Origin of the sequence: Paenibacillus rhizosphaerae, assembly GCF_014192015.1 — a bacterium.
Classification (GTDB): domain Bacteria; phylum Bacillota; class Bacilli; order Paenibacillales; family Paenibacillaceae; genus Paenibacillus_AQ; species Paenibacillus_AQ rhizosphaerae.
In genome coordinates, this window is the sequence record NZ_JACHXJ010000003.1 from 404,943 (window position 1) to 425,043 (window position 20,101).

Here is a 20,101-nt window from a genome sequence, read left to right on the forward strand (position 1 = left end):
CGTCCTCGCCGACATATATTGCTATCATGATCAACGAACGGAGGGAAGGGCCAATATGGGCAATGTACTGAGCACGGTAGACAAGGAGATCGGGCGTTTGACGGCATATCTCCTGAAGACGCAGCAGCCTGACGGCTCCTGGCGGTTTTGCTTTGAAAACGGAATTGGCATCGACGCCTTCGTTATCATCCTCTTTCGCATTTTGGAGGCGGACGAGGAAGGCCTCATCCGGCAGCTTCACGACCGGCTCTGCAAAGAGCAGCAGCCTGACGGATGCTGGAGACTGTATCCCGATGAGAAAGAGGGCAGCTTATCGGCTTCGGTTGAGGCTTACTATGCCCTGCTTTGCTCCGGGTACAGCCGGCCGGAGGAGGAGCATATGCAGCGCGCCAAGCGATACATCCTTTCGCGCGGAGGAATCGGTAAGGTCGACAGCATTTTGACCAAGGCGATCCTGGCAGCGACGGGCCAGCGCCCCTGGCCCCGGTCGATCACCATGATTCCGCTGGAGTTGCTGCTGTTCCCCTCCTATTTTCCGATCAACTTTTTCGAATTTTCCGGTTATTCCAGGGTCCATCTCACGCCGCTGCTGATCATGGCGGACCGGAAGTTTTCAGTCTCTCCGCCGAACGCTCCCGACCTCTCGGACCTTGCTGCCCCCCGCTCGGACTTCGACGAGGATCAACTGCTGCCGAGGGAGTACGAGGACATGCAGGCGGATATCCGCCGCGGGATGAACAGGCTGATCGGCACACCGCGCGTTATCCATGAAGCCGCCGTGGAGCGAGCGGAGCGGTATATGCTGGATCGGATCGAACCGGACGGCACCCTGTACAGCTATGCAAGCAGCACGATCCTGATGATTCTGGCGCTGCTTGCCTTGGGCTGTGAGCGGGAGCATCCCGTCATTAGCGATGCCGTCAAAGGGCTGACTGCCATGCAGTGTCAGGCGGACGGAACGACGACGATCCAGAATTCGCCCTCCACCGTCTGGGACACCGCCCTGATCGCCGATGCCCTGCAGGAGGCCGGGGTTGCGGAGAATCATCCGGCCATCCGTCAGGCCGCCTCCTACCTGCTGGTCCGGCAGCAGGACAAACCGGCCGATTGGAGCCTCCATAACCCGGATACGGCTCCCGGCGGGTGGGGATTCTCCGAGTCGAATACGATCAACCCGGATGTGGATGACACGACGGCTGCGCTGCGCGCGATATCCCGCCTTTCGGAAACAGACCCGCTGTACCGGGAATCATGGAACCGCGGGCTGAGTTGGGTGCTGTCGATGCAGAACCGGGACGGAGGCTGGCCGGCGTTCGAAAAGGATACCGACAAGCACATCCTCACTTGGCTCGCGATCGAAGGGGCCAAGTCCGCGGCCATCGATCCCTCCGAAGCGGATCTGACGGGCCGGACGCTGGAGTACCTTGGCCATTTTGCGGGTTTGACGCGGAGGCATGAGTTCATCCGGCGGGGCGTAAACTGGCTGATCCGGCATCAAGAAAAGGACGGCTCGTGGTACGGGCGCTGGGGAGTATGCTACATCTACGGCACCTGGGCGGCATTGACGGGACTGGCGGCAGCCGGAGTACCCGCCAGTCATGATGCCGTCCAAAAGGGCGTCCGGTGGCTTCAGCAGATCCAAAATCCGGACGGCGGATGGGGCGAATCCTGCCGGAGCGACCGGGTCATGCGCTATGTCCCCCTCGGAGAGAGCACGCCGTCGCAAACGGCCTGGGCGCTGGACGCGCTCATCGCCGTGCAGGGGCAGCCGTCGACTGCCATGGACCGGGGCATTCAGAGGCTGTCCTCCCTGCTGCAGCAAGACGGCGGCATGACGGCCTATCCGACGGGGGCCGGCCTTCCCGGCACCTTCTACTCCCGTTACCACAGCTACCGGTACATTTGGCCGCTTCTGGCGCTGAGCCATTACAAGCGGAAATATGGCCATACCGCCCCGGAAACACCAAAGCCGCCGGACCTCTGACAAGAGTCCGGCGGCTATTTTATCAAACCAGTTATTTATAAAAATATGAAGTATGGTACTTATTCCATAGAAGAAGATCCCTGCACCCGCTCCAACTCATCACGTTTCTGCCGGAGAAGTTCCTCCATCCGCTCAAGTTCTTCCCGCGCATGCTTTGAAGCGCTCTCGGCCTGCTGGATCTGCTGTTCATATTCCGTCCGCCGACGCAGGGGCATCAGCATGCAATCGTAGACCCACTCGCCATCCCGCTCCGCTGCCGAAGCATTAAGAAGAACTGAAAGGGTTCCGCCGCTGCTCGTTTTAAACGTCAAATACATCTCCTCGACGCCCCGGTTCAGCTTCATGAGCGGAAGAAAATAAATTTGAAAAAAAATCTGGCTGGAACGAGTCAACAGCGATTCGAAACTGCTCCCGCAAATCCCCCGTTTCTCATATCCCAGCATGCGGCACAGCGTGGCATTGACATCCTGAATAACGCGATTATCGGCCATGGACACATATCCGCAAGGCGCCTGATCCAATCGTTCGTCCATGCTACCGTGTGAACTCGCTTGTCTTGCCGGCCTGGGCCGACGCCAAGTAGGCTTGAATCAGCTGAATCGTTTCACCGGGATGGCTCATATGCGGACAATGGCCGGTGGCATCCATGAGCTGAAATTCGCTACCCGGCATGTGGGTATGGATATAAGCTCCGGCTTCCAGCGGCGCGATCACGTCCTCGGCACATTGGAGAATCAAGGAAGGCACCTTCACCTTTCCAAGCTCCTCCCGGTAATCCGAGAGAAACGTCGCTTCGGCAAACCGCCGGGCCACCTTCGGATCGGTTGCGCAGAAGCTCTGCTCCAGCTCGCCGGACAATTCAGGGCGGCCCGGATTGCCCATGATGACAGGTGCCAGATAACTGGCCCAACCTTGATAATTTTTGTCCATCATATCCATCAGAGCGAGCAAATCCTCACGTTCAAAGCCTCCGATATAATCGGGAAGGTCGTTTATATACCGTGCGGAAGGGCCGACCAGAATCAGCCGTTCAAAATATTCGGGTCTGCGGATGGAAGCGAGAATGCCGATCATGGCACCTACGGAATGACCTACGAAAATCGCGTCCCTCGTCCCCAGCCCCTCGCATATATCCAGTACATCCTGGGCATATCCTTCCAGATCGCCGTACCGGACCGGATTGTACGCCCGGATGTCCGACTTGCCGGATCCGACAAAATCAAACAAAACTACTTTGTAATGCTCTTCGAAAGCAGGTGCGACAAAACGCCACATGTTCTGGTCGCAGCCGAAACCATGGGCAAAAATCAAATACTGCGTACCGCTGCCAGTAATTTGAACGTTGTTACGGACGAGAATCTGTTGATGATCCATGATGCTTCCTCCTGTTTAGACAGAGTGATTTTCGATTGAATCGGGATGATGATCGTTCGACACTAAACTTCATTATACTACTAAACCCATCCTTCGGAACAAGAGATTAACCATCATTTGAAAGATGGAATCCAAAGTCAGGACCCAAGGGTGAATACTCACATATACGCCCGGATCATTCCGGCCAGTCGAATCAATCCCTGCTCCAGGTCGTGAAGAGACGCATATGCATACGATAAGCGCAGGTGCTGCCGGTCATGCCGGTCATAAATTTGCCCCGGGTTTAAGAGGATTCCCTCTTTCAGAGCCTGCTCAAACAGGTGGTGAACCGGGATGGGAAGGTGCAGCCGCAGCCAAATATAAAACCCGCCTCCGGGTACCTCCCACTCTGCCATGTCATGAAAATATTGCTGAAGGATCGAGAGGGCTAAGTCTCTGCGCAGCTTCAGCTTCTGCCGGATATCGGTAAGATGCGACTCATACCGGCCTGTGCTCAGCCACTCCGCTACGGCGTATTGGGACAGCGAGCTGGCGCCGTAATCGGTTTGCATCTTGATGTCGGCCAGCCGGTCGATGACCGGTTCCGGCCCGGCTACCCAGCCGATCCGCAGTCCCGGGCCAAGTGTTTTGGACATGCTCCCCATATAGAGGACAAGGCCCTGTGGATCTGCCGACTTGAGCGGCGGGGGTGGCGGCGCGTCCAGCCACAAATCCCCGTACACGTCATCTTCAATCATCGGCAGCCTCTCCAAGGCCGCAGCCTTCATCAGCTCTTCCCGGCGCTCCCGCGACATGACCCGTCCGGTTGGGTTATGGAAGCTCGGGATCGTATACAGCAGCGCCGCTTGATGCTGATGTTTGGCCGGTCCTACCGCATCCGGACGAATCCCTTCCATGTCCATCGGAACGCCGGCCAGGCGGATCCCCGCCGACTGAAATACGTGGATGGAGTTCAGGTAGGACGGAGTTTCCGTCAGAACCGTCGAACCGGGCTGGAGCAGACCGACCGATATCAGCTGCAAGCCTTGCAGCGCACCCGACACGATCAGGATCGACGACGGGGAGGCGGAGATTCCCCTGGACCGTAAATATTCGCTAAGCGTCTCCCGGAGAAACCGGCTTCCTTTCGGCTCGGAATACCCCAGCGACAAATGCCTGCCGCTTCCCTTTCCGATCACTTCCTGCATATGGGCGGATGGGAGAAGCTCCGGCGACAGCTCCCCGGTTCCAAGCCGGATGATGTCCTCCCTCGCCTCGGCCTGGTTGATTCGCTGGATCAGCTGGATGTTGGGCGGATGAGCCCCTGCCCGGACGTACCGGTTCCAGTCGGGAGCCGGACCCGCGGCAAGCAGATTCCACGTATTGTTGACCACCACGGTTCCTTGACCAACCTTCGATTCGATGAGCCCACTAGCCGCAAGCTCTCCAAGTGCATAGACCACCGTGCTGCGGTTCACTTGAAATCTGGCGGCCAGCTCGCGCTGCGGAGGGATTCTTGTGCCGACGGGCCATTCCCCGTTCATGATTTTTCCCTGCATATAATCGTAAATCTGCCGGTGCAGCGGCACCGGAGACGACTTGTCCAAATGCCATTCCTCGTAACCCATAGACCCTCTTCCTATCGTGATTGGTACGTATATTGTATCAGATTGGTTGGGCCTTTAACCAACCAATTGGATGGAGACCTGCGCGGGCACCTTCGATAAAATAAGGGCATTACAGGAGGAATGATATGATACACGCCTTATTTCACGGATTTATTTTAGCCTTGGGGCTGATTCTGCCGCTCGGTGTTCAAAACCTGTTTGTGTTCGGTCAAGGCACGGCCCACACCCGCTTGACCCGGGCACTGCCGGCTGTCATTGCCGCTTCCCTCTGCGATACGCTGCTGATATCCCTGGCGATCATGGGCGTTTCCGTCGTCGTTCTCGAATATTCCTGGATCAGAATGGTCCTTTTGGGCCTGGGGATTCCTTTCCTGCTGTACATGGGCTACGTCACGTTAACCAGCAAACCGACCGTCCATAACGGGGAGGACATCCGGTCTTTATCGACTCGGAAGCAAATCGCTTTTGCCGTATCGGTATCCCTGCTCAATCCCCATGCGATTCTGGACACCGTCGGCGTGGTGGGCACAAGCTCCTTAAACTATGCCGGCGGGGAAAAGCTGGCGTTCGGCGCGGCATGCGTCATCGTCTCCTGGGTATGGTTCGCCGGACTCGCCGCGGCGGGACGGGCCGCCCGAAGGCTCGATTCGACAGGCCGGCTCAGATTGCGGCTGAACCTCCTGTCCGCCGTCATTATGTGGGTTACGGCCGCTTATCTGGCTTACAGCCTGTTTAGGGAATGATCACGAAAAGTGGAGGATCCGGAGGGTCCATTGTGGTCAACGCAGATTCACAGCAGGTTCAAGCAGGTTCAAGCAGGTCCAAGTTACACGAGGTTCACTTAGTATACTTTTTTTCAGTGCTTACCAGAAACCGAAAGAAGAATTATAATGTTACCGAATCCACCAGGAAAAGGAGGAAATTGAAACGTGAAGTATACCTATTTGGGGAAAACAGGATTAAAGGTCAGTCGTCTTTGCCTCGGTACGATGAATTTTGGTCCAAGCACCGAGGAGAAGGAAGCCTTCAAGATTATGGATGCAGCCCTCGACGCAGGTGTCAATTTCTTCGATACGGCCAACGTCTACGGCGGGAATGATCACCGCGGATGGACCGAGGAGATCATCGGCCGCTGGTTCGCCCAAGGCGGCGGAAGACGGGAAAAGGTCGTGCTCGCCACGAAAGTGTACGGCAACATGGAGCATCCCATCGTCGATCCCAATGAGCAAGGGGGACTTTCCGCGTACAAAATCCGCCGTCACCTGGAAGGCTCACTCCGCAGGCTGCAGACGGACCATATCGAGCTTTATCAAATGCACCATGTGGACCGGAACGTGTCCTGGGATGAGCTCTGGAACGCTTTTCAAACTCATCAGAACCAGGGAAAAATCGGATACGTCGGCGCCAGCAACTTTGCCGGCCGCGACCTGGTGAAGGCACAGTACGAAGCGGAGAAGCGCGGCCTGCTCGGCCTTGTGTCCGAGCAGCACAAATACAGCCTGCTCTGCCGGCTGCCGGAGCTTGAAGTGCTCCCTGCCGCGGAAGAGCATGGCATCGGCGTCATCGCCTGGAGTCCGCTGGACGGCGGCGTGCTTGGCGGCAACCTGAACCCGAAGGAAGGATCGCGGACCGCGCGCCAGACCGAGCGGCTTGAGAAGCTGCGTCCGCAGCTGGAGCAGTTCTCGAAGCTGTGCAAGGAGCTTGGCGAATCCGAAGCGACCGTAGCGCTCGCCTGGACGCTGGTGCATCCGGCCATGACAGCCCCGATCATCGGACCGCGGACGTTGGAGCAGTTTGAACAGACGCTCCGGGTCGTAGAGCTTGAGCTGAGCGAAGACGTGCTGGCGCGCCTGGACGAAATTTTCCCGGGTCCCGGCGGGGAAGCGCCTCGAGCTTACGCTTGGTAAGCGGTAATCGAAGTAAGCTGCTTGACCGAACTCATCCGATTCAGATACGCTGACAGCCTTCCGGACATGTTCCGAGAGTTCATGATCAGCACCAGCTCAACTAATAGAGAAAACACCTTGAAAAATTCAAGGTGTTTTCTTGCTGTTTATGGGATTAGTCTCTGAACCGGCGGAAGAAGGAGCGCAGATCTTCGGCAAGCTGATCCGGTACCTCCATGGCGGCGAAATGGCCGCCACGGTCAAACTCCGACCAATGCACGACGTTATACTGGCGCTCGGCAATCCGGCGGACCGGCTGAACCAGATCGTATGGGAGCACCGCGACGCCTATGGGAGCCGGGCAGGGAATCGGCTGGCCTTTAAGCTGCGCGTTTTCATAATACAGCCGCGCGGCGGAACCCGCGGTGCCCGTCAGCCAGTACACCATCACGTTGGTCAGCAGCTGGTCGGCCGTGACCGGGTACCGGGGATCCGTCCACTCGGCAAGTTTATCCGCGCTCCAGGCCAATTGTCCGATCGGCGAGTCGTTCAGCGCATAAGCCAGCGTCATCGGACGCGAACCCTGGATGCCCATATGCCCTGCCGGCTGGGCCAGGTAAGCCTGCATTCCGGCGATTCTGCGCACCTCCTCCGCCGTAGGAGCGTCCGGTTCCTCCTTCGGCATCCAGGGCAGATAATTGAGATGCACGGCGCAGGCATGCTCCGGGTCCACGGCTGCCAGCGTCCGGGATATATTCGACCCCCAATCGCCGCCCTGAGCCCCGTACCGCTCGTATCCAAGCCGCTTCATCAATTCCGCCCAGGCACGTGCGATCCGCGGAACGTTCCAGCCGGTTTCCGTCGTCGGTCCGGAAAATCCGTATCCCGGAATAGATGGAATAACTACATGAAAGGCGTCTTTCGGATTTCCTCCGTACGCCTTGGGATCGGTTAGCGGGCCGATGATGTCCAGAAATTCGACGAAGGAGCCGGGCCAGCCATGCGTAAGAATGAGCGGAAACGCTTCCGGTTCGGAAGAACGGACATGCAGAAAATGAACGGAGGCTCCGTCAATGGTGGTCATGTACTGCGGATAGCGGTTGATCCGCTCCTCGTGAGCGCGCCAATCGTAGCCGTTTTGCCAATGATCCGTTAGTTCCCGGATGTCATCCAGTCCAGCGCCGTATTTTCCTGCCGTTCCCGGGATTTCATCCGGCCAGCGGGTGCGGCTCAATCGCTCCTGAAGGTCATCTAGTACCGCTTGGGGAACGTCAATCCTGAATGGTCTTACTGAAATATCGAGCGTCGAATCCAATTTCAAATCGATCTCCTCCTCGAAAATGGTCCAGTCACCATACTTTGTTGAGTTATCAACTTAACTCCGATCATAAGTGATTATTGTTGATTAGTCAACAGTAAGGTAGAGGCGGCTGATTGGATCCCGATTCATTCCTTTAGCTCCTGTGCTCTTCCTTAATTTCCTCGGTTTCTATACGGAAAGAAGACGGTTGGCCCCGGGTTACAGTTATATTTGCAGCAAAAAGATTCCGCGGGAGCCGCGGAATCCTTTTACTTACTTCATAACCTCAACGCGGTGGCATAGAAGAAAGCCGGTCCATATGGCGATGCAGCACATCCACCAGATCCGTATCCTCCCCTAGCTCCAGCCACTCCTCGATGGAGACGCGCAGGGCGGCCATATAGACAGCCACCAAAAACCGGACTTCATCACGGTCCACCCCGATTTCGAACTTAGACCACAGTGCATCGCAGAGGGCCGGCTCCGTCTCCATCAGCGTGTACAGAAACAGCGAGGCAATGGAGGGCGTTTGTCCGGCAATTCGGTACCGGAGTACAAGACCCGGGCGCTGCTTCTGGTATTGGCCGGCCAGGTAGCCGAAGACCGACTTCAGTGCTGCATGGGGTGATGCCGGAGGCGCCGCTTCCTGCAAGTATCGGATCCCGTCAAGCTGCGTGCTGCGGATCGGTCCCGACAGCACTTCCTCCTTGGACGCATAATACCGGAAAAACGTGCGCGACGACATCGTGACCGCATCGGCAACGTCCTGAATCGAGGTCTGCTCATAGCCCTTCTGCTGAAACAGCCGAAGCGCCGCTTCCTCGATCGCCGCCTGGGCCAGGCGCTTTTTTCGCTCCCGCAAACCTGCCGGCGCTTCTATGGGATGTATGTTTTCTTTAGGATTCATCTCGAATTCTTCCTTCGTTGACTTTTGTCACTCAGTGACATTATATTGGATTTAAGCGCAATCCACAATGCAAAATACAAACACGGCTGCGCGAACTTGTACGCCCAAGCCTTTCGGGACGAGCCTTCTATTATTCCACCTGAAATCACAGCTTATTTCAATCATTCGATCATACCCAAAGACAGCTCCGTCCTGCCATGGCAAGGCTAAAATACTCTGCTTATGAAAGGATGGTTTGATGATGAATCCGTCAGATCCCATTGCCCCGGAAGCGCTGAATCTTTTCAGCGGTGCCAGCGGGGAAAATCCGTTCCCTGTATTCGCCCAGATGAGAGAAATGAACGCCGTCATTCCGATCCCGTTTCCGATGGGCGGGCCGGATCGTCAAGCGTGGATGGTCACCCGGATGGAGGAAGCGTTGCAGGTGCTCAAAGACCATGCCCATTTCACAGTGGACCCCGCCTCGATCGACGGCAGTGAAGATTTCAGAAAGAGCCTGGCCGGCGGTTCGGATCCGTCCGCACCTCCCACTTTTTTCACCGGACACTCCATGCTCACGGTCGATGACCCGGACCACCGGCGGCTGCGGAGCCTGGTATCGAAGGCGTTCTCACCGCGATACATGGAGAGCCTCCGTCCCCGCGTGCAGGAAATCGCCGACGAACTGCTGGACAAGGTCCAGGCGCAAGGCGGGATGGACCTCGTCAAGGACTACGCCTATCCGCTCCCGATCAACGTCATTTCCGAAATGCTCGGCGTTCCCCAGGAGGACCGGGAGCAGATACATACCTGGTCAGCCGCTCTCGCCCACGGACTGGGACTGGGAAGACGCGAGCCGGGCGTTGAAGAAAACCTGCGCGCCTTCGGCGAGTATACCGCCCGGCTGGTGGCTTCCAAACGGCAGCAGCCTGCGGACGACCTCATCAGCCAGCTGATCGCGATCGAAGAGGAAGGAGACCGGCTCACGGAAACCGAGCTCGTGTCGATGATCACCCTGCTCATCTTTGCCGGCCATGAAACCACCTCGAACCTGATCGCCACCGGCAGCCTGATGCTGCTGGATCATCCGGAGCAGCTGGAGAAGCTCAAGGCTGAGCCGAGCCTGGTGCCGTCCGCCGTTGAGGAGCTGCTGCGCTTCAACGGGCCGGCTACTATTGCCGGACCTCGCTTTGCCACGGAGGACATCGTGCTCGCCGGGCAGTCCATCAAGAAAGGCGATGCGGTGATCCCCGTGCTGAAATCGGCCAATCGGGACGAGCGCCAGTTCGACCAGTCCGAAGAGCTGGACATTACGCGTCGAATCAACCGGCATCTCGCCTTTGGCCACGGCATCCATATGTGCCTGGGAGCCCCGCTGGCCCGCATCGAAGGGGACATCGCTTTTACCACGCTGCTGAAACGCATGCCGAACCTGCGGCTGAGCATTCCCCGGGATGAGATCCCTTGGAACTTTACGCTTAGTTCCCAAGGGCTGGCTGCCCTGCCTGTGTCCTTTTAAATCCATATTCATGAGAAGCCCTTGGAACCCAAGGGCTTTTTCTTATGCGGGATGGAGCCGCAGTACTCCGATTGGTTCGTAACGTATAAAAAGAAAACCACTGATCGATGGGCATCCCATTGATCAGTGGTTTTTATCGTGATATGAGTTGATTTTGATCGATTCAGCAAGCTCCGGGGAGGACTTAGACGATCCCCTGAGCGATCATAGCGTCCGCTACCTTCCGGAATCCGGCAGCATTGGCGCCTACGACGAGATTGCCATGATATCCGTATTCATCGGCTGCCTGAACGCAGCTCGCATAAATATTTTTCATGATATCATTGAGCTTTGCGTCAACTTCTTCAAAGCTCCAGGACATTCTCATGCTGTTCTGGGCCATTTCCAGCGCAGATACGGCAACGCCGCCCGCGTTCGCTGCTTTGGCCGGTGCAAACAGGACACCGTTCTTCTGGAAAATTTCGATCGCTTGAAGGGTGGACGGCATGTTTGCGCCCTCACCGATCGCCTTCACGCCATTCTTAACCAGCAAAGCGGCCGATTCCTCGTCGATTTCGTTTTGCGTGGCGCAAGGCAGCGCGATATCGCATGGAACTGTCCAAATGTCACGGCAGCCCTCGACATAAACGGCATCCGGATGTTCATTAACGTACTCTTTAATCCGTTTCCGCTCTACTTCCTTCAGGCGCTGAACCGTATCGATGTCCAGTCCCTTCTCGTCGTAGATATAGCCGTTGGAATCGCTGCACGCGACGACCGTAGCCCCGAGCTCTTTCGCTTTGCGCATGGCATAAATCGATACGTTTCCGGAACCGGATACGACGACTTTGCTTCCCTCAAAGGACAGGTCGTTGTCTTTCAGCATTTCATCCACGAAATACACACATCCGTAGCCGGTTGCTTCCGTACGCGCCAGGCTTCCGCCGTATCCGATGCCCTTGCCCGTAAGCACGCCGGCCTCGTTGCCGCCCCGGATCCGCTTATACTGCCCGAACATGTACCCGATCTCCCGGGCTCCTACGCCGATGTCGCCGGCAGGGACGTCCGCATCGGGTCCGATATACTTATACAGCTCCGTCATGAAGCTTTGGGTAAAACGCATGATTTCCCGGTCCGACTTGCCCTTTGGATCAAAATCGGAGCCGCCCTTGCCTCCGCCGATCGGCTGGCCGGTTAATGCGTTTTTCAAGATTTGCTCAAAACCCAAAAACTTGATGATGCTTGCATTGACGGAAGGATGGAACCGGAGTCCTCCCTTATATGGACCGAGTGCACTGTTGAATTGTACCCGAAATCCCCGGTTAACCTGAATCTTGTTGTTATCGTCCACCCAAGGCACGCGGAATGTGATGAGACGCTCTGGTTCGACCATGCGCTCTAAAATGCCTTGTTCCATGTACTCCGGATGTTTTGCAAGAACAGGTACCAGCGAGTCGAAGATTTCCTTGACCGCCTGGTGGAACTCATCCTCGGAAGGATTCCGGGAAACGACTAAACTGTACACATCGTTAACATACTTTTCGGCTGTATTTAAACCCTGCGTATCCATTACACTATTCATAACCCAACCCCTTTTGCACAATTCGCACATTTTTTTGCACTATAACGCTTTGCTTCACTAAATTCTAATGCAGGTTAAGGGGTTTTTTCCAATAAAAAATATTTTTTTAGTCGATTAAATGCATTTATCGGTGCAAAATTACAGCAATTGTTGGCGCAGTTCTGCATCGCTTTTCGCGGATAAGTAACCGAGCGGGATATCAAACACGGTTTTGGCACCAACCGCTCCTTCTTTCGCCAACCGGACAGCAGCTCTTGCATAAGCGGTCAATACGCTCGCGGTGAATTCCGGATTGCTCTCCAGCTTCAAGCTGAATTCAACGATTTGCTTCGTTCCTTGGCCGGTCACCCCGCTCCGGATCACAAATCCGCCGTGCGGCATGCCGCTGTGCTCGGATTTCAGCTCTTCTTCCTTAATGAAATGGACCGTTGTGTCATAGTCTGCAAAATAGTTAGGCATGTTCACGATGGTCTTTTCAATCTCGGCACGGTCCGCACCCTCTTCAGCAACGACATAGCAAATCCGTTCGTGCTTCTCGCGGGTTGCCAGTTCCGGCGTTTCGCCGCTGCGAATTCGTTCGATGACGCTTTCTACCGGCACGGTATACTGTACCCCTGCTTTAACGCCCGGAACGCGGCGTATGGCATCCGAATGGCCCTGGCTGACGCCTTTACCCCAAAAAGTGTATTCCTTACCCTGCGGGAGAATAGATTCAGCGAGCAGTCTGTTCATGGAGAACAAGCCTGGATCCCAGCCGGTGGAAATGACGCTGACGGTTTGTCCATTTTTAGCCGCTGCATCCACACTTGCAAAAAACTCAGGAATCTTGGCATGCGTATCAAAGCTGTCCACCGTGTTAAACTGGGCGGCAATGGCCGGGGTCTGCTCGGGAAGATCGGTTGCGGATCCTCCGCACAGGATCATGACATCGATCGATCCTTTATATTGTTCCACCGTCGATACATGCTCAAATTTGACGCCTGCTTCCGAAGGCATCTGCGACGGGTCACGCCGCGTAAATACCGCTACCAATTCCATATCTTCGTTCTGAGCGATGGATTGCTGGACGCCTCGTCCAAGGTTACCATAGCCGACAATTCCAATTCTGATTTTCGATGCCATTTTTATGTCCCTCCACTTATTCTGATTATCCTTTTGATTATATGACATGAGATGTCATATGCAAAGTAAAAATACGAAAGAACGGGAAAAAGCCCTTGATTTTCAAGGGCTTTTACTGCAATATGGAAGCATTTACCACGGGAGCGTGTCATCCATGTAGAAAAATCCGCCGGTCGGGCCATCCTCAGGTATCGTTGCCAGCCGAACAGCCGTGACCGCGCCTTCTTCAGCCGTCAGTTCCGCCTTGTCACCGCCCATGCGGGTCTTCACCAAACCCGGATGCACCGCGTTAATTTTCAGGTTCGTCCCGCTGGTCTTTTGCGCCAAGTAGGCCGTCAGCATGTTCAGCGCCGCTTTTGAGGCCGAATAGGCCGGTGTCGCAATACGCTGCGCCAGCTCGTTCGTCAGGATGAATTGCATTGACCCGAGCGCGCTGCTTTGGTTCACGATCCTCCCCGCCTCACTCTTCTGCAGCAATGGCAGCAGTGCCTCTGTAATAAAATAGGGCGCAAACGTGTTCACTTCAAACGTATCTCTGAAAGCGTCTCCCACATATTCATATTTTTCCAAGTGGACGCCTGCATTGTTGACCAGGATATCGAGCCGGCCGTATTCCGTTTCAATCCATTTCGCGAGTTGCGCGATATGGCCTTCATTCGTAACCTCCAGCTGAACGCCGACCGCTTCGATCCCCTGCTTGCGAAGCTCCGATGCCGCCTGATCCGCCGCTTCTTTCGTCCGGGCTGCCGTTAATACCGTAATGCCCTGCTGGCCCAACTGTTTGGCCACCTCAAATCCGATTCCTTTGCCGGCTCCTGTCACAAGTGCAATTTTGGTGTTGTTCATATTCAATTCCTCCCTGTTATGAAATGGTTAATTGATTTCAAGTGCTTCGTATTGTACAGGCTGCGCCTCAACCAAATGCTTGACATACGCGGCCTGGCTGTCGGCGATCTGCTCATCCGTCACATGATGCGCGTCATGCAGCGCAAAAGGCGGCAGATAACGGGCGCTCACATAGTTAGCCAGCGCTTCTACCGGCTTCGCGATATCCCTGATCGTAAACAGGTTATATCCTCCCGGCTGATATGAAACGGCGGTGCCTGAGGTGGAGATCGCAATTCCAAGCTCCTTGCCCTTTAACCGGTCTCCTCCGGGACCAAAAGCCCAGCCGTATGTGAGAACCTCATCAAACCACTGTTTGAGGAGCGGCGGCGTACTGTACCAGTACAGCGGATATTGAAAAATAATGCGGTCATGGCTCTCCAGCAGACTTTGCTCCCTTGCTACGTCGATATTTCTGTCCGGATAGGCTTCATACAGCCGGTGTACGGTCGTCTCTGCTTGCTGTTGTGCCGCTTCGGTCCAGGCCCGGCTGATCCGGGAGGTATTTAAATCTGGATGGGCTGCAATAATTAACGTCTTCATAACAAATCGTCTCCTTTTGGGAATGATCATTCTCCTTTCCATGCGCCAAGTCATTCTTATTACACAGTTTTAGCCCTGTTATTTCGGGAACGTTCATTCTATAATTACGAAAAAAAATATGTTTTTATTTTTTGACGAAGCGTATCGTTACTTCTGCGATCCGCTCCAATTTTTCTTGGGGAAGGGACGTCCGCTTCATCACTCGAATTCCCACCAGAGCGTTATGAAGGTACTCCGCCAATTCTTCCGCTTCATATTCCCTTGTAAACTCGCCGTTCTGCTGCCCCCAAAACACGATTTCCCTCAGCAGCTGCTCGGCTTTGGCAAATGCCTCCGTCGCCTTTGCGTCCACCTCTTCGTCACGGATCCCGAGTTCCACGGCCGAGTTCACGACCATGCAGCCTGGCGGGACGTCTTCATCCCCATGAATCACGTATTGGAAAACAAACTCCAGCGCCTGTTCGGCCGTTTCCGACTGCTTAACCCCTGCTGACATTTTGGCGTTGAACCGTTCCCCAAAGCGGTCGATCGCTTTCAGGAACAACGTGTGCTTATCGGTGAACGTATCATACAGGCTTCTGCGGTGAATGCCCATATGCTCAACAAGGTCGTTCATGGATGTCTTCTCGTAACCCTGTTCCCAGAACAGCTTCATCGCTTTCTCCAGAACGGCGCTTTCCTCAAATTCTTTGCTTCTGGCCACCCCGTACACCTCCTTCCGTCATCTTATCATTTCGGGAATAATCAGTATAGAAAATCTGTCTTTTCCGCTCCGAATCCCCTCTCTTAGCTTAAATATAATATGGCCTATTTCGAGAATGCCCATTCTATTTCACACGCTGTAAACCGTCCTCTTTACGAATTGATCATAACATTTCGGGAACGATCGGTAAAGTATTATTTTAATACCCGGAACCTAAACATCTATAATTTGAAGGGTAAACGCTTTAATTTTTAGAGCTCCTGTTATGTTACGATAAGCTTAAACGAACAGCTGGAGGTTGACTATGGCTCTAACGATGCAAGGTGCGTTCTATACCGGCAATTACCGTAATGTATTCGTGGAAGCGGGTTATTCGCAAGACGAGATCGAAGCCAGGCTTGAACAGGCGTGGAACGACCTGTTTGACGGTGCACCTGAGGTTCGGATCTACTTCCCTCTTGGCGAGGATAAAGGATATGTTCTGGATACAGGCAACTCGGACGTCCGCACCGAAGGGATGTCATACGGCATGATGATGGCCGTTCAGATGGACAAGAAGGACATCTTCGACCGGCTCTGGAATTTTTCCAAATCGTATATGCAGCATAAGGAAGGACGTTACAAGGATTATTTCGCTTGGCACTGCAAGCCGGACGGCACCCGCCTGTCTCCTGGACCCGCACCTGACGGGGAGGAATACTTCGCGATGGCCCTGTTTTTTGCTTCAAGCCGGTGGGGCGACGGACCGCCGCCGTACGATTACTCTGAGCAGGCGAAGACGATTCTTCGTGCTTGTGTTCACCAAGGTCAGGACCAAGAAGGAGATCCGATGTGGGACCCTGCAACCAAGCTGATCAAGTTCATCCCGGAGTCTCCTTTCAGCGATCCTTCCTACCATCTCCCCCACTTCTACGAGTTGTTCGCTCAGCGTGCCGACGAACGGGATCGGACTTTTTGGAAAGAAGCTGCGGTCGCCAGCCGGACTTATCTGCATCTGGCCTGTCACCCCGAAACAGGACTGTCTCCGGAGTATGCGAACTACGACGGCACGCCGGCCGAACCGCAGCCCCATGGCGATTTCCGCCATTTCTTCAGCGATGCGTACCGGGTGGCGGCCAACATTGCCCTCGACTGGGAATGGTTCCGCCAGGATCCATGGCAGGTTGGGCAGTCCAACCGGATTCAGCGGTTCTTCCGGGAGATCGAGCCGTCCGAATACCGTAGATACCGCATCGACGGGAGCCCTTTCGAAGAGCCTGCCCTGCACCCCATCGGTCTGTTGGCCACCAATGCGATGGCTTCGCTGGCCGCGGACGGTGAAGATGCGCTCCCCTTCGTTCACAAGTTCTGGAGCACACCGCTTAGAACCGGCATTCGCCGATATTACGACAACTGCCTTTATTTTTTCAGCTTGCTGGCGCTAAGCGGAAAATATCGCATCTATTAAACATGCAGAGCAGAGAGCCCTTGATATATAAGGGTTCTCTGCTCTGTTTTATCTCCTTCACTGATGATCTTTAAAACCTCACATGACTTCGCTTAGAACCGTCTTTTCTGTTGATTCAGACAAACGGCTAGCTTAAGGTGACCAAGTAAGCAAATAAACCTTGATCGGCAAATCATCTTAATATAATGTTTATCTTAACGAGTAAAGACATAAGCTACGTGGAGGAATTATGATGTCACAAGGAAAAGACCCTTTTTCACCCGATCTCGCTTCCTTACAGCAGGAGATGGTGCATGAGCTGCGCCAGAACAGCACCCGTGCGGTGATGTTCCATCAGCTGATCTCGGAACGATTAGGTCTGAACGCCACCGATCACAAATGTTTGGATTACTTGAACCAGGCCGGACCTGTCACGGCCGGCCAGCTGGCCCATTTAACCGGGCTGACAACCGGAGCCGTGACCAGTGTTATCGACCGGCTCGAACAAGCGGGTTATGTCATCCGGGATAAGGATCCGAACGATCGCAGACGCGTCGTCGTCAAACCGGTGCCGGAAGGCTCGGCATCCATCTCCCCTTTATTCCAATCGATTATGCAGTCGACGCTCGAGATCGTCTCGCAGTATACGGAGCAGGAACTTCAGCTGATTTTGAATTTCATCCGGCAGTGCAATGAGATGACTTTAGCTGAGATGAACAAGCTGAAGAAAGAGAAAGGCATGAAGTGATAATGAATCCATACGCAGCCCTCCCCAACTTATTTTAAACAAATGCATTTTAATTAGCTGCTCCATGATCTTCATGGCCTGCTTATGCAATCAGCTGCCGCTGCGGGTCACGTCCATCGCCATTTCCTGCGCTTTCAAGCACAGCTCAGCGGCCATAAAGGCGTGCTCCTGCGTCATGGCGTTCTCGGTCCGGTTCAGGCAGTCAAGAATGAGTTCCCCAAAGAACGGATATCCAACCTGCCCGGCAACATGAAAATGGTACTCCCCTTCTTGATTGACCAGGTAGACATGATTGCCGGACCGGTCGCGGGCGATATCGATATATTTTCTTAGCTCAATATAACCTTCGGTTCCCAAGATGACCGTCCGGCCGTCCCCCCAAGTCCCTAATCCGTCCGGCGTAAACCAATCCACCCGAAAATATTGTGTGGCCCCATTGTCCCCCAGAAGGGTAGCGTCACCAAAGTCTTCAAGCTCCGGATACTCAGGGTTGTTGTAGTTTGCAACTTTACTGTGCAGAACCTCCGCCTTCTTACAACCCGCATAGAACAGGAACTGTTCGACCTGATGGCTGCCGATATCGCATAAAATTCCTCCATATTGCTTCTTTTGAAAAAACCACTCCGGCCGAGACGAAGCATTTAACCGATGCGGCCCGAATCCCGTCACCTGCAGCACCCGCCCAATCGCGCCCTGCTCGATGAGCTGCCCGGCATAAACCGCCGATTCGACATGAAGCCTTTCGCTGTAGTAAACCATATATTTTTTTCCGGTTTCAAGCACCTTGGCGCGGGCCGACTCCAGCTGCTCAAGCGTCGTGAAGGGGGCTTTATCCGTAAAATAATCTTTGCCTGCGTCCATCACCCGAAGCCCCAGCGCGCAGCGTTCCGAAGTCACGGCTGCTCCCGCTATGAGCTGAACCTGCGGATCAGCCAAAATCTCCTCCTCGGACGCAGCAATCGTTACTTGAGGGTAGGTTTGTACAAATGCTTCCGCTTTGGCTCGGTCGCGGTCATAAACCCACTTTAAGGTAGCGCCTGCTTCGAGCAGCCCGTTTACCATTCCATAGATATGTCCATGATCCAGCGCCACCGCAGCGATCACAAATTCACCCGGCTTGACCACCGGATTCGGTTTGCCTTTCGGAGCATAATTCATTCCGTCGTTCTTCTGCATCTGCTTCATCCCTTTCGCGTTTAAAGGTTCTCAGTCCCATCCGTTGGGATTCACTTATCGTCCGTCGATTGTCCGTTCTTTTCGCCGTAATGGCTTCCTGTGGTTATTTTTAGATCCGCAAAATTTTCAATGCTGCTGGCCTTTTCATAAAAATGAGGTACATTCTTCATCAGACCCTCCCGCGTATAGAAAGGATCGTCCTGCTGCAGGGGAAGTTTGACCTTTTCTCCGGTGCTAGCCGATTTGTAAATACTCATAATGAGTTCCAACGTATTCCTTCCGCTGATTCCGTCTATCAACACCGACGTCCCTGTCTCAATGGCATTCAGCACATTATCGATCTGTGCCGTATGGCCTTCGTATGGCAGATCCGGCAGCTCGTTGTAGTATTGCTGGATTTTCTCTTCGAGAGAGGGTTCCCGCTTCGGGAAGCCGTTCGGCAGTGACCTGGAAGCCGTGACCCGCCACGGCGCCGAGATCCGGGCATGCTCACCCTGGAAAATAAACTGCTGTTCTTCACCATGATGAACGACGGAGCTTGTAATTTGCCCTAAGCTGCCGTTCGGATATTTAAGAATCGCGATGGACAGATCCTCCACTTCCGCATTGTCATGGGCGACGTTGCTCATATAAGCCTGAAGCTCGCTGGGCTGACCCAGCATCCAGAGCAAGGCGTCGATATGATGAACCGCATGATTCAGCGTAGGACCGCCTCCCTCCTTCTCCCACGTGCCGCGCCACCACAAATCGTAATAGCAATGGCCTCGCCACCAGTACGAATCCACCTGGGCATGAAGAATCCGGCCGGCCAATCCGCTGTCAACCACGTGCTTCAGCTTCATAATCGGATTTCTGAAGCGATTTTGAGCAACAACGGACAGTACCTTCCCGCTTTGTTCCGCAGCCTCGATCATGGCATCGCATTCTTCAAGAGAAGAGGCCATAGGCTTTTCCACGATCACATGACGGCCTGCATTCAGGAAATCAATAGTAACAGGCGCATGAACAAACGGAGGCATACACACAGAAACCAGATCAATTTCCTGATCAAGCAGTTCCTTGTAATCCTTAACGATGACAGCGTCCAAACCGTATTGCTCCCGCTTAGCCTCGGCTTTCTCGGGATAAAGATCGCATAAAGCAACAATTTTGCAGCGGTCCTTAAATTGCAGATAACCTTCGATATGAGCGGACGAAATCGCCCCGGTCCCTATAATCGCAACCTTGATCATCCAATTAACCTCCCGTGAGCTTCATTCATTGGTATATAAGGATATTAACTGAAGCTGCGAGAACTTTGTGCTTCGCTGTGGGGGGAAAAATAACACTGGATTGCGGTTATGAGATAGAATAGATTCGAACCCTAATAAAAACGAGGGAC

The 20,101-nt window shown here is 54.4% G+C and carries 18 protein-coding genes; 6 read left to right on the plus strand and 12 right to left on the minus strand.

Features of this window, described 5'->3' with window-relative positions; genetic code table 11:
• Window positions 1–55 precede the first annotated feature (55 nt).
• Entirely contained in the window at window positions 56–1,984 is a 1,929-nt protein-coding gene (gene shc, locus FHS19_RS18515; protein WP_183583334.1) for a squalene--hopene cyclase, read from the plus strand.
• A 59-nt stretch (window positions 1,985–2,043) separates the two neighbouring features.
• On the opposite strand, the gene FHS19_RS18520 is transcribed toward shc, so the two are convergent.
• From FHS19_RS18520 to FHS19_RS18530, 3 genes are all read right to left on the minus strand, one after another.
• Window positions 2,044–2,517 carry a PAS domain S-box protein gene (locus tag FHS19_RS18520; protein WP_183583335.1) on the minus strand — a complete coding sequence of 158 codons (474 nt, stop codon included), beginning with the start codon at window positions 2,515–2,517 and terminating at the stop codon, window positions 2,044–2,046.
• Between the two features lies 1 nt (window position 2,518).
• Window positions 2,519–3,358 (minus strand): alpha/beta fold hydrolase, encoded by an 840-nt coding sequence (locus FHS19_RS18525; protein WP_183583336.1) that lies wholly within the window; start codon window positions 3,356–3,358, stop codon window positions 2,519–2,521.
• Window positions 3,359–3,516: 158 nt separating this feature from the next.
• Window positions 3,517–4,965, minus strand: a complete 1,449-nt coding sequence (locus FHS19_RS18530; protein WP_183583337.1) for an aminotransferase-like domain-containing protein — start codon at window positions 4,963–4,965, stop codon at window positions 3,517–3,519.
• A gap of 125 nt (window positions 4,966–5,090) precedes the next feature.
• On the opposite strand from FHS19_RS18530, the gene FHS19_RS18535 reads away from it, so the two are divergent.
• On the plus strand, window positions 5,091–5,708 hold the full coding sequence (locus tag FHS19_RS18535) for a LysE/ArgO family amino acid transporter (RefSeq protein WP_183583338.1): 618 nt from the start codon (window positions 5,091–5,093) through the stop codon (window positions 5,706–5,708).
• A gap of 186 nt (window positions 5,709–5,894) precedes the next feature.
• Window positions 5,895–6,872, plus strand: a complete 978-nt coding sequence (locus FHS19_RS18540) for an aldo/keto reductase (RefSeq protein ID WP_183583339.1) — start codon at window positions 5,895–5,897, stop codon at window positions 6,870–6,872.
• A gap of 154 nt (window positions 6,873–7,026) precedes the next feature.
• Here the strand turns inward: FHS19_RS18540 and FHS19_RS18545 are convergent, their stop codons facing one another.
• Both FHS19_RS18545 and FHS19_RS18550 read right to left on the minus strand, forming a co-directional pair.
• Window positions 7,027–8,172: an epoxide hydrolase family protein gene (locus FHS19_RS18545; RefSeq protein WP_221224003.1), complete on the minus strand. Its 1,146-nt coding sequence runs from the start codon at window positions 8,170–8,172 to the stop codon at window positions 7,027–7,029.
• A gap of 265 nt (window positions 8,173–8,437) precedes the next feature.
• The gene (locus FHS19_RS18550) at window positions 8,438–9,058 is read right to left on the minus strand and encodes a TetR/AcrR family transcriptional regulator (protein ID WP_246426686.1); all 621 of its coding nucleotides are present in this window, start codon (window positions 9,056–9,058) and stop codon (window positions 8,438–8,440) included.
• A gap of 238 nt (window positions 9,059–9,296) precedes the next feature.
• Here FHS19_RS18550 and FHS19_RS18555 point away from each other — a divergent pair, with 238 nt between their 5' ends.
• Window positions 9,297–10,556 (plus strand): cytochrome P450 family protein, encoded by a 1,260-nt coding sequence (locus FHS19_RS18555; protein ID WP_246426687.1) that lies wholly within the window; start codon window positions 9,297–9,299, stop codon window positions 10,554–10,556.
• Window positions 10,557–10,740: 184 nt separating this feature from the next.
• Here FHS19_RS18555 and gdhA read toward each other — a convergent pair whose 3' ends face one another.
• The 5 genes from gdhA to FHS19_RS18580 form a co-directional block, all read right to left on the minus strand.
• Window positions 10,741–12,105 carry an NADP-specific glutamate dehydrogenase gene (gdhA, locus tag FHS19_RS18560; RefSeq protein WP_376771940.1) on the minus strand — a complete coding sequence of 455 codons (1,365 nt, stop codon included), beginning with the start codon at window positions 12,103–12,105 and terminating at the stop codon, window positions 10,741–10,743.
• Window positions 12,106–12,255: 150 nt separating this feature from the next.
• Window positions 12,256–13,239, minus strand: coding sequence for a diaminopimelate dehydrogenase (locus tag FHS19_RS18565; RefSeq protein ID WP_183583341.1), 984 nt, complete (start codon window positions 13,237–13,239; stop codon window positions 12,256–12,258).
• 132 nt (window positions 13,240–13,371) lie between these two features.
• Window positions 13,372–14,085, minus strand: coding sequence for an SDR family oxidoreductase (locus FHS19_RS18570; RefSeq protein ID WP_183583342.1), 714 nt, complete (start codon window positions 14,083–14,085; stop codon window positions 13,372–13,374).
• 27 nt (window positions 14,086–14,112) lie between these two features.
• Window positions 14,113–14,667: an NAD(P)H-dependent oxidoreductase gene (locus tag FHS19_RS18575; protein ID WP_183583343.1), complete on the minus strand. Its 555-nt coding sequence runs from the start codon at window positions 14,665–14,667 to the stop codon at window positions 14,113–14,115.
• Window positions 14,668–14,791: 124 nt separating this feature from the next.
• The gene (locus FHS19_RS18580; protein WP_183583344.1) at window positions 14,792–15,370 is read right to left on the minus strand and encodes a TetR/AcrR family transcriptional regulator; all 579 of its coding nucleotides are present in this window, start codon (window positions 15,368–15,370) and stop codon (window positions 14,792–14,794) included.
• A gap of 304 nt (window positions 15,371–15,674) precedes the next feature.
• Between FHS19_RS18580 and FHS19_RS18585 the strand changes: the two genes are divergently transcribed.
• The gene (locus tag FHS19_RS18585; protein WP_183583345.1) at window positions 15,675–16,817 is read left to right on the plus strand and encodes a family 8 glycosyl hydrolase; all 1,143 of its coding nucleotides are present in this window, start codon (window positions 15,675–15,677) and stop codon (window positions 16,815–16,817) included.
• Window positions 16,818–17,046: 229 nt separating this feature from the next.
• Window positions 17,047–17,544: a MarR family winged helix-turn-helix transcriptional regulator gene (locus tag FHS19_RS18590; RefSeq protein WP_376771925.1), complete on the plus strand. Its 498-nt coding sequence runs from the start codon at window positions 17,047–17,049 to the stop codon at window positions 17,542–17,544.
• A 90-nt stretch (window positions 17,545–17,634) separates the two neighbouring features.
• On the opposite strand, the gene FHS19_RS18595 is transcribed toward FHS19_RS18590, so the two are convergent.
• Window positions 17,635–18,720, minus strand: coding sequence for a Gfo/Idh/MocA family protein (locus tag FHS19_RS18595; RefSeq protein WP_183583346.1), 1,086 nt, complete (start codon window positions 18,718–18,720; stop codon window positions 17,635–17,637).
• A gap of 50 nt (window positions 18,721–18,770) precedes the next feature.
• The gene (locus FHS19_RS18600; protein WP_183583347.1) at window positions 18,771–19,952 is read right to left on the minus strand and encodes a Gfo/Idh/MocA family protein; all 1,182 of its coding nucleotides are present in this window, start codon (window positions 19,950–19,952) and stop codon (window positions 18,771–18,773) included.
• Window positions 19,953–20,101 lie beyond the last annotated feature (149 nt).

Bases quoted from the DNA above. Each gene is read 5' to 3' on its own strand.
- shc (WP_183583334.1), top strand. From the start codon at position 56: ATGGGCAATGTACTGAGCACGGTAGACAAGGAGATCGGGCGTTTGACG.
- FHS19_RS18520 (WP_183583335.1), bottom strand. From the start codon at position 2,517: ATGGACGAACGATTGGATCAGGCGCCTTGCGGATATGTGTCCATGGCC.
- FHS19_RS18525 (WP_183583336.1), bottom strand. From the start codon at position 3,358: ATGGATCATCAACAGATTCTCGTCCGTAACAACGTTCAAATTACTGGC.
- FHS19_RS18530 (WP_183583337.1), bottom strand. From the start codon at position 4,965: ATGGGTTACGAGGAATGGCATTTGGACAAGTCGTCTCCGGTGCCGCTG.
- FHS19_RS18535 (WP_183583338.1), top strand. From the start codon at position 5,091: ATGATACACGCCTTATTTCACGGATTTATTTTAGCCTTGGGGCTGATT.
- FHS19_RS18550 (WP_246426686.1), bottom strand. From the start codon at position 9,058: ATGAATCCTAAAGAAAACATACATCCCATAGAAGCGCCGGCAGGTTTG.
- FHS19_RS18555 (WP_246426687.1), top strand. From the start codon at position 9,297: ATGATGAATCCGTCAGATCCCATTGCCCCGGAAGCGCTGAATCTTTTC.
- gdhA (WP_376771940.1), bottom strand. From the start codon at position 12,105: ATGGATACGCAGGGTTTAAATACAGCCGAAAAGTATGTTAACGATGTG.
- FHS19_RS18565 (WP_183583341.1), bottom strand. From the start codon at position 13,239: ATGGCATCGAAAATCAGAATTGGAATTGTCGGCTATGGTAACCTTGGA.
- FHS19_RS18570 (WP_183583342.1), bottom strand. From the start codon at position 14,085: ATGAACAACACCAAAATTGCACTTGTGACAGGAGCCGGCAAAGGAATC.
- FHS19_RS18575 (WP_183583343.1), bottom strand. From the start codon at position 14,667: ATGAAGACGTTAATTATTGCAGCCCATCCAGATTTAAATACCTCCCGG.
- FHS19_RS18585 (WP_183583345.1), top strand. From the start codon at position 15,675: ATGGCTCTAACGATGCAAGGTGCGTTCTATACCGGCAATTACCGTAAT.
- FHS19_RS18590 (WP_376771925.1), top strand. From the start codon at position 17,047: ATGATGTCACAAGGAAAAGACCCTTTTTCACCCGATCTCGCTTCCTTA.
- FHS19_RS18595 (WP_183583346.1), bottom strand. From the start codon at position 18,720: ATGCAGAAGAACGACGGAATGAATTATGCTCCGAAAGGCAAACCGAAT.
- FHS19_RS18600 (WP_183583347.1), bottom strand. From the start codon at position 19,952: ATGATCAAGGTTGCGATTATAGGGACCGGGGCGATTTCGTCCGCTCAT.